General features: G+C 69.8%; 14 protein-coding genes and 1 tRNA gene. 10 read left to right on the top strand and 5 right to left on the bottom strand.

Annotated features, from left to right (window positions below):
* From D8Y23_RS14600 to D8Y23_RS14580, 5 genes are all read left to right on the top strand, one after another.
* On the top strand, window positions 1-331 hold a 331-nt coding region (locus tag D8Y23_RS14600; RefSeq protein WP_128218814.1), incomplete at its 5' end, for a DUF501 domain-containing protein.
* Window positions 331-1,638: a S8 family peptidase gene (locus tag D8Y23_RS14595; RefSeq protein ID WP_128218819.1), complete on the top strand. Its 1,308-nt coding sequence runs from the start codon at window positions 331-333 to the stop codon at window positions 1,636-1,638. The genes D8Y23_RS14600 and D8Y23_RS14595, both read left to right, overlap by 1 nt.
* An 8-nt stretch (window positions 1,639-1,646) precedes the next feature.
* Window positions 1,647-3,032, top strand: a complete 1,386-nt coding sequence (locus D8Y23_RS14590) for an NAD(P)/FAD-dependent oxidoreductase (RefSeq protein WP_128218818.1) — start codon at window positions 1,647-1,649, stop codon at window positions 3,030-3,032.
* Window positions 3,033-3,121: 89 nt separating this feature from the next.
* Window positions 3,122-3,195 (top strand) — tRNA-Leu (locus D8Y23_RS14585).
* A gap of 132 nt (window positions 3,196-3,327) precedes the next feature.
* Window positions 3,328-3,897: a LemA family protein gene (locus D8Y23_RS14580; RefSeq protein ID WP_076493821.1), complete on the top strand. Its 570-nt coding sequence runs from the start codon at window positions 3,328-3,330 to the stop codon at window positions 3,895-3,897.
* A 20-nt stretch (window positions 3,898-3,917) separates the two neighbouring features.
* On the opposite strand, the gene D8Y23_RS14575 is transcribed toward D8Y23_RS14580, so the two are convergent.
* A complete protein-coding gene (locus D8Y23_RS14575; RefSeq protein ID WP_128218813.1) occupies window positions 3,918-5,186 on the bottom strand; it encodes a winged helix-turn-helix domain-containing protein in 1,269 nt (422 codons plus the stop codon).
* A gap of 71 nt (window positions 5,187-5,257) precedes the next feature.
* Here D8Y23_RS14575 and D8Y23_RS14570 point away from each other — a divergent pair, with 71 nt between their 5' ends.
* Together D8Y23_RS14570 and ilvA are read left to right on the top strand one after the other, a co-directional pair.
* Window positions 5,258-6,448 carry an AI-2E family transporter gene (locus tag D8Y23_RS14570; RefSeq protein WP_128218812.1) on the top strand — a complete coding sequence of 397 codons (1,191 nt, stop codon included), beginning with the start codon at window positions 5,258-5,260 and terminating at the stop codon, window positions 6,446-6,448.
* Window positions 6,445-7,674, top strand: coding sequence for a threonine ammonia-lyase (gene ilvA, locus D8Y23_RS14565; RefSeq protein WP_128218811.1), 1,230 nt, complete (start codon window positions 6,445-6,447; stop codon window positions 7,672-7,674). Before D8Y23_RS14570 ends, ilvA begins: the two co-directional genes overlap by 4 nt.
* A gap of 158 nt (window positions 7,675-7,832) precedes the next feature.
* Here the strand turns inward: ilvA and greA are convergent, their stop codons facing one another.
* Together greA and D8Y23_RS14555 are read right to left on the bottom strand one after the other, a co-directional pair.
* Window positions 7,833-8,324, bottom strand: coding sequence for a transcription elongation factor GreA (greA, locus tag D8Y23_RS14560; RefSeq protein ID WP_128218810.1), 492 nt, complete (start codon window positions 8,322-8,324; stop codon window positions 7,833-7,835).
* A gap of 109 nt (window positions 8,325-8,433) precedes the next feature.
* Window positions 8,434-8,829: a DUF4307 domain-containing protein gene (locus tag D8Y23_RS14555; protein ID WP_128218809.1), complete on the bottom strand. Its 396-nt coding sequence runs from the start codon at window positions 8,827-8,829 to the stop codon at window positions 8,434-8,436.
* A gap of 63 nt (window positions 8,830-8,892) precedes the next feature.
* On the opposite strand from D8Y23_RS14555, the gene D8Y23_RS14550 reads away from it, so the two are divergent.
* Entirely contained in the window at window positions 8,893-9,168 is a 276-nt protein-coding gene (locus D8Y23_RS14550) for a hypothetical protein (RefSeq protein ID WP_128218808.1), read from the top strand.
* A 6-nt stretch (window positions 9,169-9,174) separates the two neighbouring features.
* Here the strand turns inward: D8Y23_RS14550 and trhA are convergent, their stop codons facing one another.
* Window positions 9,175-9,867, bottom strand: coding sequence for a PAQR family membrane homeostasis protein TrhA (gene trhA / locus D8Y23_RS14545; protein WP_128218817.1), 693 nt, complete (start codon window positions 9,865-9,867; stop codon window positions 9,175-9,177).
* A 161-nt stretch (window positions 9,868-10,028) separates the two neighbouring features.
* On the opposite strand from trhA, the gene D8Y23_RS14540 reads away from it, so the two are divergent.
* Together D8Y23_RS14540 and D8Y23_RS14535 are read left to right on the top strand one after the other, a co-directional pair.
* Window positions 10,029-10,802, top strand: coding sequence for an isoprenyl transferase (locus D8Y23_RS14540; protein ID WP_128218816.1), 774 nt, complete (start codon window positions 10,029-10,031; stop codon window positions 10,800-10,802).
* Between the two features lie 187 nt (window positions 10,803-10,989).
* Window positions 10,990-12,369 carry a PhoH family protein gene (locus D8Y23_RS14535; protein ID WP_428844484.1) on the top strand — a complete coding sequence of 460 codons (1,380 nt, stop codon included), beginning with the start codon at window positions 10,990-10,992 and terminating at the stop codon, window positions 12,367-12,369.
* A 257-nt stretch (window positions 12,370-12,626) separates the two neighbouring features.
* Here D8Y23_RS14535 and D8Y23_RS14530 read toward each other — a convergent pair whose 3' ends face one another.
* Window positions 12,627-13,283 (bottom strand): response regulator transcription factor, encoded by a 657-nt coding sequence (locus tag D8Y23_RS14530; protein ID WP_128218807.1) that lies wholly within the window; start codon window positions 13,281-13,283, stop codon window positions 12,627-12,629.
* Window positions 13,284-13,414: the final 131 nt, after the last annotated feature.

Genomic DNA, 13,414 nt, shown 5'->3' with positions numbered 1-13,414 from the left:
CCCCGCCGCCACGGCGGCTATGTCGGTGCTCGAGGCCGGACACGTCATGCGGGAGTTCTCCGACGAACTCGCGACCGACGACGACCTTCGCGCCGCCTACACCGCGGCACACGAGGCCTATCTTCGTGACCGCTCGGTCTACGGCGAGCCCGAGGAGATCGCGGGCATCTCGGCCGGCGGGATGCCGACCCGGGTCAAATGCCTCCACGCCCTCGCCGGGCACGCTCTGGCAGCCGGTCCGGGTGTGAACCCCATCGGAGATCGAGCTCTCCAGCGCGGCACGTGGTCGCCCGAGCGGTGCGAGTGCGAGGTTCCGGGAGCGGGCGGATGATGAGACGCGCGCTCGCCGCACTGGCATCCGTCGTCCTCGGCGTGGTGCTGACCGGCGCGGCGACGACCCCGGTCCCGCAGGATCCCACCGACCCGGTGCGAGCGGCCGAGTACTGGCTCGATCAGTACGGCATCCGCGACGCGTGGAAGACGACCCGCGGGGCGGGGCAGAAGATCGCGATCATCGACACCGGCATCGCCCGCGGACCGGTCGAGTTCTCGGGCGCGGTCGCGAACGGGATCGACGTGTCGGGCGTCGGGGCACCCGACGGGCGTACGCCGGTCGGCGCGGTCGACTCCAATCACGGCAGCTGGGTCGCCTCGCTCGCCGCCTCCCGCGGCACGGGTGCCGGTCGGGGCATGATCGGCGTCGCTCCCGATGCCGAGCTCCTGTCGATCTCCGTCGGCTTCGGTGCCGTCACCTCGAAGCCGTTCACCGAGCAGATCGTCGAGGCGATCCGGTGGGCGGTCGATGAGGGAGCGACGGTCATCAACATGTCGTTGACCACGAACACCCTGGACTGGGACCCGAGCTGGGACGAGGCGTTCCAGTACGCCTTCGACAACGACGTGGTCGTGGTCGTGGCCGCCGGCAACCGGGGGAGCGGCACGGCGCGCGTCGGCGCCCCGGCCACGATCCCCGGGGTGTTGGCCGTCGGCGGCGTCGATCCCTCCGGTGCGGCGAGCAACGACGCGTCGACGCAGGGCATCACGATCGGTCTGTCGGCCCCGAGCGAACGACTCCTCGGCGTCTCGGCCGACGGCACGCTCGTGCAGTGGAACGGCACGAGCGGGGCTGCGCCGATCGTCTCCGGCATTGCCGCTCTCGTCCGGGCCGCTCATCCCGAGTTGGATGCCGACAACATCCTGAACCGGCTCATCCGCACCGCGAAGCCGGCTCCCGGTGCGGCGGCGGGACAGGACCCGCTGTACGGGTACGGGCTCGTGGACGCCGCCGCCGCGGTGTCATCCAGCTCGGTCCCCTCGGTGTCGTCGAACCCGCTCGGCGACCTGGCGGAGTGGGTGCGTCTGTATCGGCGGGCCGACGCTCCGGCGCCCAGCGGTCAGCCCTCCGCGGCGCCGGTCGAGGTTCCCCCTCTCCCGCCGGTGGAGTCCGCGCCGCGCGCGTCGTCGCCGCTGCTGCCGACCCGCGACTCCGTGCTGTACGCGACGGTGCCGCTCGCGGGCGCGACCCTCGCCGCTATAATGATCACGCTCGGCGTCAGTGCTGCTGCCCGGCGAATCCGACAGGCGCGCACATCTCGCGAGCCGAGCCGCACCACAAACCAGGAGTCTCTTCCATCGTGACCAGCACCGTGCCCAAGATTCTCATCGTCGGCGGAGGCTACGCGGGTTTCTACACTGCGTGGAAGCTCGAGAAGCTTCTCGGCCGCAACGAGGCCGAGGTCACTCTCGTCGACCCGCTGCCGTACATGACGTACCAGCCCTTCCTCCCCGAGGTCGCGGCCGGTGAGATCGAGCCGCGTCACGTGGTGGTGGGCCTCCGCCGCCACCTGAAGCGCACCAACGTCATCGCCGGCAAGGTCACGGGCATCGAGCACGCGAAGAAGACCGTCACCATCACGCCGATCGTCGGCGACGAGACGTGGACGCGGGAGTACGACCAGATCGTCGTGACCGCCGGTGCCGTCTCGCGCACGTTCCCGATCCCCGGCATCGCCGAGAACGCCATCGGGCTGAAGACGATCGAGGAGGCCGTGGCGATCCGCGACCGTCTGACGTCCAACTTCGACCGCGCGTCGGTGCTGCCGGCAGGTCCCGAGCGCGACCGCCTGCTGACGGTCGTCGTCGTGGGCGGTGGTTTCGCCGGTATCGAGGTGTTCGCCGAGCTGCGCGCCTACGCGTCCTCGCTGCTGAAGCAGTACCCGACGCTCACGTTCGACGACACCCACTTCCACCTCATCGAGGCGATGGGCCGCATCATGCCCGAGGTGTCGCAGAAGACCAGCGAGTGGGTGCTCGCCGACCTCGCGAAGAAGGGTGCGTTCGTGCACCTCGACACGCAGGTCAAGGGAGCGGTGGACGGCGTCGTCGAGCTCTCCACCGGTGAGCAGCTCCCCACCGACCTCATCATCTGGACCGCGGGCGTCATGGCCAACCCGACCGTCGTGCGCGGCAGCGACCTGCCCGTCGAGGAGCGCGGTCGCATCCGTACGCGCCCCGACCTGCGAGTCGGCACCGACGAGGAGTTCGTGGAGGGCGCCTGGGCCGCCGGCGACGTCTCGGCCGTTCCGGACCTTTCCGGTGGTGGCGTGGGCGGTTTCTGCGTTCCTAACGCTCAGCACGCGGTGCGCCAGGGCAAGCTCATGGCGAAGAACCTGGTCGCGGTGCTCCGGGGCGAGGAGCCCAAGCAGTACTTCCACAAGAACCTCGGCGCGGTTGCCGGCCTCGGCCTCTACAACGGCGCGTTCCAGTCGGGCAAGATCGCGCTGACCGGTCTCATCGCGTGGTTCGCCCACCGCGGGTACCACGGCCTGGCCATGCCCACGTGGGAGCGCAAGTTCCGCGTCGTCGGCGACTGGATGCAGAACATAGTGCACGGCCGCGAAACGGTGTCGCTGGAGACGGTGCAGAACCCGCGCGCGACGTTCGAGGAGTTCGCGGCGCGTCCGCGCCCCGCGCAGCCTGCGGCCGAGCCGGCTCCCGCCGACAAGAAGCCCGAGGCCGTCGCCGCGAAGTGATCGCGTCCGAGACCCCCGCACGTGGCGTGCGGGGGTCTCGTCGTTTCCGGATGCCGTCACCCTCCGCGCTACGGTGGAGCGTGGCATCCGCCCCCGTAGCCCAATGGCAGAGGCAGGCGACTTAAAATCGCTCCAGGTGTGGGTTCGAGTCCCACCGGGGGTACCTGAGCGGGCGTGCACAGAGCATCGGTGAGCGCCGTGCGTGCGTATCGACTGGGAGTCGTCCGCAGGCCCCTTTCGCTCGAGGGCCGCGCCGTTAGGATTGTGCGGCAGTCGTCGAACGGAGAACCCGAATATGTGGGAGTGGCTTGTCCCCGTCATCGTGATCGTCGCCATCCTGGCGATCGCGGGGATCTATCTGTGGGCGACGTACAACGCCCTCGTCTCTCTCAATGTCCGGGTCGATGAGGCGTGGAGCGACATCACCGTTCAGCTCAAGCGCCGCGCCGATCTGCTCCCCAATCTCATCGAGACGGTGAAGGGCTACGCGGCGCACGAGAAGGCGGTGTTCGAGAACGTCACGCGGGCGCGTGCCGAGACGATCTCCGCCCAGAGCCCCGCCGAAGCGGGCGTCGCCGAGGGCCACATGCAGCAGGCGCTGAAGTCGCTGTTCGCGGTCGCCGAGGCGTACCCGCAGCTGCAGGCCAGCCAGAACTTCCTGCAGTTGCAGCAGTCGATCGTCGACACCGAGGACAAGATCCAGGCGTCGCGCCGCTTCTACAACGGAGGCGTCCGCGAACTGAACACCAAGATCAAGGTGTTCCCGAACAACCTCTTCGCCCGTCAGCTCGGATTCCAGGCGCGGGAGTTCTTCGAGGTCGTCGACGGCGCCGCCATCTCGGAGCCTCCGCGCGTCCAGTTCTGACTCTTCGCCGTCACGCCCCCTCAGCCCGCCAGGGCCGAGGGGGCGTCGTCGTCGACGGGCGCGTTCGGGTGGTCGTGGCGCTCCGCGGCCAGGGCTCCGGCGACCGCATCCGCGGCGTCGCCCCAGCGCGACACCGTGACGCGCTCCAAGCCCTGCCAGGTAGCGGCGGTGCGCAGCTCCGCGGCGATGCGCTCGGCCGCATCGGCGGGGGCACCGTGTTCCCACCACGCCGACTGCACCCGCAGCGCGGACGCGGCGCGATCAGCCTTGAGGTCGACGCGGCCGACGACGTCGTCACCGACCACCACGGGCAGCGAGTAGTACCCGAAGCGCCTCTTCTCGGCCGGCGTGTAGATCTCGATGCGGTAGTCGAAATCGAACAGCCGCTCCGCCCGGTCGCGGAACCAGACGACCGGGTCGAAGGGCGTGAGGATCGCGGTCGCGTCGATGCGACGGGGGCGGGCGGCATCCCGGTGGAGCCAGGCCTTCGCGGGCCGTCCGCCGACCTCCCAGCCCTCGACGGTGACGGGCTCGATCTCGCCCGCGTCGACGAGGTCGCGTACCGCGGCGAGCACGGCGGGCCGGTCGCGAATGCGCCAGTAGTCCGCGAGGTCGGCGGCCGTCGCGACGCCGTAGGCCAGGGCGGCCCGCCGCACGAGCTCGAGGATCGCCTCGGCACGCGGCACGGGGGAGGCGAGCGCCGCGGGCGGCAGCACGTCGGCCGCCAGAGCGTAGCGGCGTTCGAATCCGCGGCGGCCGGCGATCGCGACGTCGCCGATCAACCACAGGCGTTCGAGGCCGTTCTTCACGTCGTCCCAGCCCCACCACGATCCGCGCGATCCTTCGCGCGCATCATGCTCGATGTCGGCGGGACGCAGCGGCCCGCGGTCGGCGAGCTCGTCGCGCAACCAGCGCAGCAGGCCGGCGTTGGCGCGGGCCCAGTCGTCGTCGCCGTACTTCTCTCGCGCGGCGTCGCGTCGGAACTGCAGCAGCGGCCAGTCGGCGACGTCGACGAGGGATGCCACGTGCGCCCAGGACTCCACCCACCGCGGGCGGCGGGAGAACGCCAGGCGATCGAGCAGGGCGGTGTCATAGGCGCCGAGGCGGGCGAACAACGGCATGTAGTGGCTGCGCGAGAACACGTTGACGGAGTCGATCTGCAGGATCCGCATGCGCTGCAGCGTCGCGGTGATCTGCCGCGTTCCGACCGTCGCGGGACGGGGGCGACCGATTCCCTGGGCGGCGAGGGCGATGCGACGCGCGTCGGCGCGGCGGAGGGACGTCGTCATGCGCGCCAGCGTAGACGGCGCCCCCGACATTCCCGGCGATCCTGCATCGGGCGCGGCGGTAGGCTGGCGGGATGACCGGAACCGATCCCGAGGACCGCGGATCGTTCTTCGACGCCCTCCGACGCCGCACGGTGTTGAGCGACCTGTCGCCGGCGGTGCCGCCGGCGCTGCGCCAGGTCACGGCGTACGCCTGGCGGCTCCTGATCGTCGCGGCCGCGATCGGTGTGATCGTCTGGCTCGTCATCCAGCTCAAGCTCCTCGTCATCCCGCTGCTCGTCGCCATCCTCGTCACGGCGCTGGTGTGGCCCGCGTTCTCCTTCCTCCTGCGGCACCGGTGGCCGCGCTGGCTCGCGATCGTCGTCACGGTGCTCGTCACGATCGCCGTCATCTCGGGATTGCTGTGGCTCGCGGTCTGGCAGATCACGCGCGAGTTCGCCTCGGTGCGCGAGCGCACGGTCGAGGCGGTGGGCCAGTTCCGGCAGTACCTCATCGACGGTCCGCTCCACTTGAGCGCACAGCAGATCGACGACGGTCTCCGTCAGGCCGGCACGTTCCTGCAACAGCAGGCCGAGGTGCTGTGGACCGGAGCGCTGGCCATCGGCACGACTCTCGGACACGTCGCCACGGGGCTGCTCCTGACACTGTTCATCCTCCTGTGCCTCCTGGCCGACGGCGCGGGCATCTGGCGCTGGACGACGCGCCTGTTCCCGCGGGTGGCACGCCCCGCCGTCGACGGCGCCGGTCGTGCGGGCTGGCGCACCGTCATCACGTACGCCCGCACCCAGCTGCTCGTGGCCACCATCGACGCGGTCGGCATCGGTCTGGGCGCCTTCCTGCTCGGTGTGCCCCTGGCCATCCCGATCGGCGTGCTGGTCTTCCTGGGCGCCTTCGTCCCGTTCGTCGGCGCCGTCGTGACGGGTGCTCTCGCGGTGTTCATCGCGCTCGTCTACAACGGGCCTCTCATCGCCCTGTTCATGCTGATCGTCGTCCTCGGTGTACAGCAGATCGAGAGCCACGTGCTCCAGCCGATCCTCATGGGTTCCGCCGTGAAGGTGCATCCCCTCGCGGTGGTGCTCGTCGTCGCCGGCGGCGCCATGATCGGCGGCATCCCCGGTGCCCTGTTCGCGGTTCCGCTCGCCGCCTTCGTCAACGTCGTCGCCGTCTACCTGAGCAGTCACGCGTGGCGCAACGGCGATGGCGCCGTCGACTCCGCCGACCTCATCTGGCAGACCGTGCCCCGCGACCGCGGAAGGAGATCATGAACGACACGCCCACCCTGGCCGAGTTCGAGGATGCCGCGCAGACCCTGCGCGGCATCATCGCGCGGACCCCGCTCGACCAGTCGCTCCACCTCACCGAGCTGCTCGGCGTCCCCGTGCACCTCAAGCTCGAGAACCTGCAGCGCACCGGTTCGTTCAAGATCCGCGGGGCGACGTACCGTCTGTCGCGGCTCACGGCCGACGAGCGGGCGCGCGGCGTGGTGGCCGCCTCGGCCGGCAACCACGCGCAGGGGGTCGCCCTCGCCGCGCAGCAGCTGGGGATCTCGGCCACGATTTTCATGCCTCTCGGCGTCCCGGTGCCCAAGCTCCTCGCCACGCGCGGGTACGGCGCCGAGGTCGTCCTCGAGGGCGCGACGGTCGAGACGCCGCTGCGGCTCGCGGCCGAGTTCGCCGAGCGCACGGGAGCGGTGCTCATCCACCCCTTCGACCACCGTGACATCGTCGTCGGCCAGGGCACGCTGGGGCTCGAGCTCGTCGAAGACCTTCCCGACCTCGACACCGTGATCGTCGGAATCGGCGGCGGGGGCCTCGCCGCGGGCGTCGCCGCCGCGGTGAAGGCACGCGCGGCCGCCGAGGGCCGCGAGGTGCGCATCATCGGTGTGCAGGCCGAGAACTCGGCCGCCTACCCGACCTCCCTCGCCGCCGGCCACCCGATCCAGGTGCCGACGACGCCCACGATCGCTGACGGCATCGCGGTCGCGCGCCCCGGTGACCTGCCGTTCGACTTGATCCGGCAGTACGTCGACGAGGTCGTCACCGTGACGGAGGACGACATCGCACGCGCCCTGCTGGTGCTGCTGGAGCGGGCGAAGCAGGTCGTGGAACCGGCCGGTGCCGTCGGGGTGGCGGCGATCCTCGCCGGCAAGATCCAGGGCACGGGAACGACCGTGACGATCCTCTCCGGTGGGAACATCGACCCGCTGCTGCTCCAGCGGGTCGTGGCGCACGGGCTGTCGGCATCCGGTCGCTACATGTCTCTGCGTATCCCGCTGCCCGACCGCCCGGGACAGCTCGCCCGCGTGTCGGAACTGCTCGCTCAGGTTGGCGCGAACGTCATCGAGGTGCTGCACACGCGGCACGGCCAGGGTCTGCAGATCAGCGAGGTGATCCTGCAGCTGAGCGTCGAGACGCGGGGCGCGGAACATCGCGCCCTCGTCATCCAGACGCTCGAGGACGCGGGCTTCGTCGCCACCGTCGTTCCCGACTGAGCGACCGCCCACCGGAGCTCAGATCGAGCAATGGGGCGTTCCACGGCCGCCCCGGTGCACGCATCGCGCCCCGAACCAGGTCAGGCCGGCGACACGGACCCCGGAACGCCGCGAGCCGCCCACCCCGGATCGGGGGAGCGGCTCGACGCGCGTGCGGGTCACTGACCCGAGTACGTCTCCACCTTCACGATCTCGACGGAGATCTGCTTGCCGTTGGGCGTGGTGTACGAACCGCTGTCGCCCTCCTTCAGGCCGAGGATGGCTTCCCCGAGCGGCGACGCCTCGCTATAGACATCGAGCTCGGAGTCGGCGGCGATCTCGCGGTTGCCGAGGAGGAAGGTCTCCTCGCCCCCGGCGATGATCGCGGTCACGACGGTGCCCGATTCGACGACGCCGGTGCTCTCGGGCGCCTCGCCGACCTTCGCGTTCTTCAGCAGCGCCTGGAGGGTGCGGATGCGCGCCTCCTGCTTGCCCTGTTCGTCCTTCGCGGCGTGATAGCCGCCGTTCTCCTTCAGATCGCCCTCCTCGCGAGCGATCTCGATGCGCTTGGCGATCTCTTCGCGGCCCGTGGTCGAGAGGTGCTCGAGCTCGTGGGCGAGACGGTCGTAGGCATCCTGGGTGAGGAACGTCACCTGAGCGTCGCTGGACACGGTGGTCTCCTTCGTCGATCGGGCCGGCGTTGCGGCGCGAAGACGGCGCCCGCCGGGGGATATGTCGAACGCCCCGGCATCGAGCCGGGGCGCGTCTTGAGAAAAAAGCCTACGGCACCCAGCAGGAGTTGACAAAACCCGTGGTCGCCAACGCCAGCGTCGGGATCTCCTCCGTGAATGCGCGGGTGTGATCGGCGGATGCCGCGTACTCCACGACCCGCCAACCGACGGTTCCGTGCTCCTCGTCCTGCGCCTCGATCGCGCACGCGACCGGCTCGCCGACGGGGGCGGTGATCTGAAAGGAGACCGTCACGGTCTCGGCATCCACCACGGTGTAGCCGGTGTCGATGGCCGTGACCGACCCGAGGCTGTTGGCGACGGTCGTCCAGCCGAGCATGCCCGTGAGACCGACAGCCACGACCCCGACGATGCTCCACAGGAGGATGCGACGACGCGGCGACCGGGTGCGGCCGTAGCGGTCATCGAGCATCGTCTGCGTGGTCATGGTCTCCTCGGGCTTTAGGCTGGACTTCCAGGCTACGCGCTTCCGCCCGGACCGAAGGACTCCATGCTCACCGCCCTCGCGGCCCTCGCGGCCACGCCCACGCCCGCCGTCACGCCCGACGACTCGATCGTGACGCCCGGTCCGCTCGGCTTCGCGGCGATCGCCTTCATCGGCGTCGCCGTGTTCCTGCTCGTGTGGGACATGCTGCGGCGGATCCGTCGTGGCCGCTACCGCGAAGAGATCAACGCCGAGCTGGATGCCGAGGAGCAGGCGCGTGCGGCACAGGCTGCCAGCGAGACCGACGACGAGGACATCGACCCCGACGCCCGCCGGAGCTGACCGTCGTCAGCCCGCGTGGTACGCGGGCGCGAGGGCGATGAGCAGGCAGGCCGTCCAGTGGCACAGGAACGCCAGCACTGTGCACACGTGGAAGATCTCGTGGAAGCCGAAGTGTCCCGGCCACGGGTTGGGTCGCTTGAGCGCGTACACGACGGCGCCGGCGGTGTAGAGCAGCCCTCCGATGACGACGAGCACCATCATCGCGACGTTGGCCTCGAGGAGATCGCCGATGTACATGACCGCGGCCCACCCGAGCGCCAAGTACAGCGCCACGTAGAGCCAGCGCGGCGCGTTGATCCAGAACACGCGGAAGATGATTCCCAGAATCGCTCCGCCCCACACGATCGACAGCAGCAGAACCGTCTGAGGGGTGTCGAGCGCGAGCACGGCGAGCGGGGTGTACGTGCCGGCGATCAGCAGCAGGATGTTCGCGTGGTCGATGCGCTTCAGCACCGCCCGGGTCTTCGGCTTCCAGTCGAACCGGTGGTACAGGGCCGAGTTGCCGAACAGCAGCATCGAAGTCGCCATGAAGACGGCGGACGCCCACTTCGCGGGGGCGCCCTGCGCGAGGCTGATGAGCACGATGCCCGCGGCGATCGCGACGGGGAAGGTGCCCGCGTGGATCCACCCTCGCCACGTCGGCTTCAGGTCGGCCTGCGCGCCGACCGCGCCAGCCTCCAGCAGGGGGAGCTGAGGCATCTCGGGGCCGTCGCCGGTAGAGGAGGATGTCACCCTTCGACCCTACGTCGCGCCGCATACCTCGTCGTGTACATGCCCGCCACCGCCGCCCCGGGCGGGCGGGGCCCGCGCGGGACCGTGCTGCCGACGGAGCGACGCGGTAGCGTAGGCGGGTGGCGCGCGTGTGGAGGAACGAGGGGCGGGGTCCTCTCTACCGGCTGTACATCCAGCGCCTGCGACGGCAGATGCCCGCAACCGTGCCGCATCACGTCGCGATGATGATCGACGGCAATCGACGGTGGGCTCGTCAGCTCGGTTTCGACAGCGCCGCCCACGGGCACCGCGCCGGCGCGGCGAAGATGCACGAGTTCTTGCGCTGGTGCGACGATCTCGGCATCCGGGTCGTCTCCCTGTACCTGCTGTCGAACGACAATCTCCGCAAGCGCGACTCGCGCGAGCTCGAGGACTTGATCGACATCATCGCGGAGCTGGCGCGCGAACTGTCGCACGAGCCCGACTGGCGGGTGCAGCACGTCGGCCGCTCCGACGACCTGCCTCCCGCGCTGGCGGAGGTCCTGGGCGAGGTCACGGATCGCACGCGTCTGCACACGGGCCTGCACGTCAACCTGGCGGTGGGCTACGGCGGTCGCAGTGAGATCGTGGATGCCGTTCGCAGCATCATCGCGAAGCACGACGAGCAGGGCGGCTCGCTCGAGGAGCTCGCGGCGAGCCTCACCCCCGAGCAGATCGGTGAACACCTGTACACGGGCGGCCAGGCGGATCCCGACCTCGTGATCCGCACATCGGGGGAGCAGCGACTCAGTGACTTCCTGCTGTGGCAGTCGGCGCACTCGGAGTTCTACTTCGTCGAAGCCCTCGGCCCGGATCTTCGCGAGGTCGACTTCCTGCGCGCCATCCGGGACTTCGCCGCGCGGGACCGACGCTTCGGGCAATAGCCGCCGGCACCAGCGTTAACGCACTCGTCATTTTTCCGGGCGTGTTCGCGACCCTCCGCGGGCGCGGCAGGCTCTACGGTGAGGTCATCGGGCACGGAGCCCGGTCGAGTCGGCCTTCGGATCGCGACTCGTGACCCACAGGTCGACTCGTGATAGCCGGGTGAGACACCCGGGTCGGGAGTGGGTTGTGACTGCACGAGCACCGTACGGCCAGCGAAACATCGACACTTACGTCGCTGACAGCAGTGTTTCAGAATCGGATGCCTCAGCCGATCAGGCTCTGCGCACCTACGTTCTGGACACCTCCGTCCTGTTGAGCGACCCGCGGGCGTTCTTCCGCTTCGCCGAGCACTCGGTGGTGATCCCGGTCGTGGTGATCACCGAACTCGAGGGCAAACGACACGATCCCGAGATCGGCTACTTCGCCCGACAGGCGCTGCGACACCTCGACGAGCTGCGCATCGAACACGGTCGCCTCGACTTCCCGGTGCCGGTGGGCACCGACGGCACGCTGCGCGTCGAACTGAACAACACCGACCCCTCCGTGCTCCCCTCGGGAATGCGTCTGGGCGACAACGACAGCCGCATCCTCGCCGTCGCGATGAACATCGCCCGCGACGGCGCGGAAGTCACGGTGGTGTCGAAGGACCTCCCCATGCGCGTCAAGGCGTCGTCGCTGGGCCTCTCGGCCGAAGAGTACCTGGCGGAGCAGGCCATGGACTCGGGCTGGACGGGGATCGCCTCGATCGACGTCTCCGGCGACGATCTCAGCGACCTCTACGAGGCGGAGGTGGCCTCCAGCGACGATGTGCGCGGGCTCCCCGTCAACACCGGCCTGATCATCCACTCCGAGCGCGGGTCGGCGCTGGGCCGGGTCACCGGCGACGGCGAGTTCCGTCTGGTCCGCGGCGATCGCGACGCCTTCGGTCTGCACGGCCGTTCCGCCGAGCAGCGCATCGCGATCGACCTGCTCCTCGACCCCGAGGTGGGGATCGTGTCGCTCGGCGGGCGCGCCGGAACGGGCAAGTCGGCGCTCGCGCTGTGCGCGGCGCTCGAGGCGGTGCTGGAGCGTCAGCAGCAGAAGAAGATCATCGTCTTCCGCCCGCTGTTCGCCGTCGGCGGGCAGGAGCTCGGCTACCTCCCCGGCGATCAGGCCGAGAAGATGAACCCGTGGGGCCAGGCCGTGTTCGACACGCTCGGTTCGGTGGTGTCGAGCAACGTCCTCGAAGAGGTGCTCGCACGCGGACTCCTCGAGGTACTGCCGCTCACCCACATCCGCGGTCGCTCGCTGCACGACGCGTTCGTGATCGTCGACGAGGCGCAGTCGCTCGAGCGCAACGTCCTGCTGACGGTGCTGAGCCGCATCGGTCAGAACTCCCGGGTGGTGCTCACCCACGATGTCGGCCAGCGCGACAACCTGCGGGTCGGTCGTCACGACGGTGTCGCCTCGGTGATCGAAACCCTCAAGGGGCACGCTCTCTTCGGCCACGTCACGCTGACGCGGTCCGAGCGTTCGGCGATCGCGGCGCTCGTCACCGAGCTGCTGGAGGCCGGCGAGCTGTCCTGATCCGGCGCACTCATCACGGAGGTGCAGATGAGAGGGTTCTCATCTGCACCTCCTGCGTTTCTCACGGGGAGCCGTCAGAGTTGAGGCAACGGCGAGGGAGACCCCGCCGCCGCCTCGGCGGTTCCCCCCGATAAATGAAGAGAGACCGGTCCGCCGCGCAGGTCACCGACGTTTCGGGTACGTCGGAAGACCGCCGCGGACCGCCTCCCCAATACCCCCGGCTTCCCCCACCGGGGGTTCTTGGGTTCTGGGCGTCGTCACTGCCAGCGGTAGCCGGCCCCGCGGACGGTCGCGATGCGGCCCGCCCCGAACTTCGCGCGCAGATACCGGACGTAGACATCGACGACGTTGGAGCCCGGATCGAAGTCGAGTCCCCAGACGCGGCTCAGCAGCTGCTCGCGGCTCAGCACCTGTCCCGCGTGCCGAAGGAACTCCTCGGTGAGGGCGAACTCGCGTGCGCTCAGATCGATCTCGCGCGTTCCGATCGACGCGCGGCGAGTCAGAACATCGAGCGACACGTCGCCGTGTGCGATGGTGACCGATCCGATAGGCACGGGCTCGCGCAGTCGCGAGCGCACCCGTGCAAGCAGCTCGTCGAACTTGAAGGGCTTGGCGACGTAGTCGTTCGCGCCGGCGTCCAGGCCGTCGACCGTGTCACGTGTGCTGGTGCGCGCGGTGAGCATGATCACGGGGATGGTCGATCCCTGTCCGCGGAGGCATCGCAGCACCTCGAACCCGTCCATCGTCGGCAGGCCGACGTCCAGGAGGACGAGATCGACGTCGCCGCCGAGCGCGGTGTCCAGCGCGGTGGCGCCGTCGTCGACGACGAGGGTCTGGTAGCCGGCGGACTCCAGTCCCTTCGCAACGAACGCCGAGATGCGCTCCTCGTCTTCGGCGATGAGGATGCGGGTCATCCGGTGGCCTCTCTTTGCAGGACGACGTCGCCGGCGCGCACCGGCGTCGGAAGATCGCTCGCGGCGTGGGCGCCGCCGAGGGGGACGTGGATCGTCAGGGTCGCGCCCCCGCCCGCCGTGTCGGCGATGGT

The organism is Microbacterium enclense (genome assembly GCF_004022425.1).
Taxonomy (GTDB): domain Bacteria; phylum Actinomycetota; class Actinomycetes; order Actinomycetales; family Microbacteriaceae; genus Microbacterium; species Microbacterium enclense_A.
Note: the sequence above shows the minus strand (reverse complement) of the source record. Positions and strands in the feature narration are given on the sequence as shown.

Coding starts and splice junctions, on each gene's coding strand:
- D8Y23_RS14575 (WP_128218813.1), bottom strand. CDS start 5,186: ATGACGACGTCCCTCCGCCGCGCCGACGCGCGTCGCATCGCCCTCGCC.
- D8Y23_RS14555 (WP_128218809.1), bottom strand. CDS start 8,829: ATGACCACGCAGACGATGCTCGATGACCGCTACGGCCGCACCCGGTCG.
- ilvA (WP_128218811.1), top strand. CDS start 6,445: ATGAACGACACGCCCACCCTGGCCGAGTTCGAGGATGCCGCGCAGACC.
- D8Y23_RS14530 (WP_128218807.1), bottom strand. CDS start 13,283: ATGACCCGCATCCTCATCGCCGAAGACGAGGAGCGCATCTCGGCGTTC.
- D8Y23_RS14550 (WP_128218808.1), top strand. CDS start 8,893: ATGCTCACCGCCCTCGCGGCCCTCGCGGCCACGCCCACGCCCGCCGTC.
- D8Y23_RS14570 (WP_128218812.1), top strand. CDS start 5,258: ATGACCGGAACCGATCCCGAGGACCGCGGATCGTTCTTCGACGCCCTC.
- trhA (WP_128218817.1), bottom strand. CDS start 9,867: ATGCCTCAGCTCCCCCTGCTGGAGGCTGGCGCGGTCGGCGCGCAGGCC.
- D8Y23_RS14580 (WP_076493821.1), top strand. CDS start 3,328: ATGTGGGAGTGGCTTGTCCCCGTCATCGTGATCGTCGCCATCCTGGCG.
- D8Y23_RS14595 (WP_128218819.1), top strand. CDS start 331: ATGAGACGCGCGCTCGCCGCACTGGCATCCGTCGTCCTCGGCGTGGTG.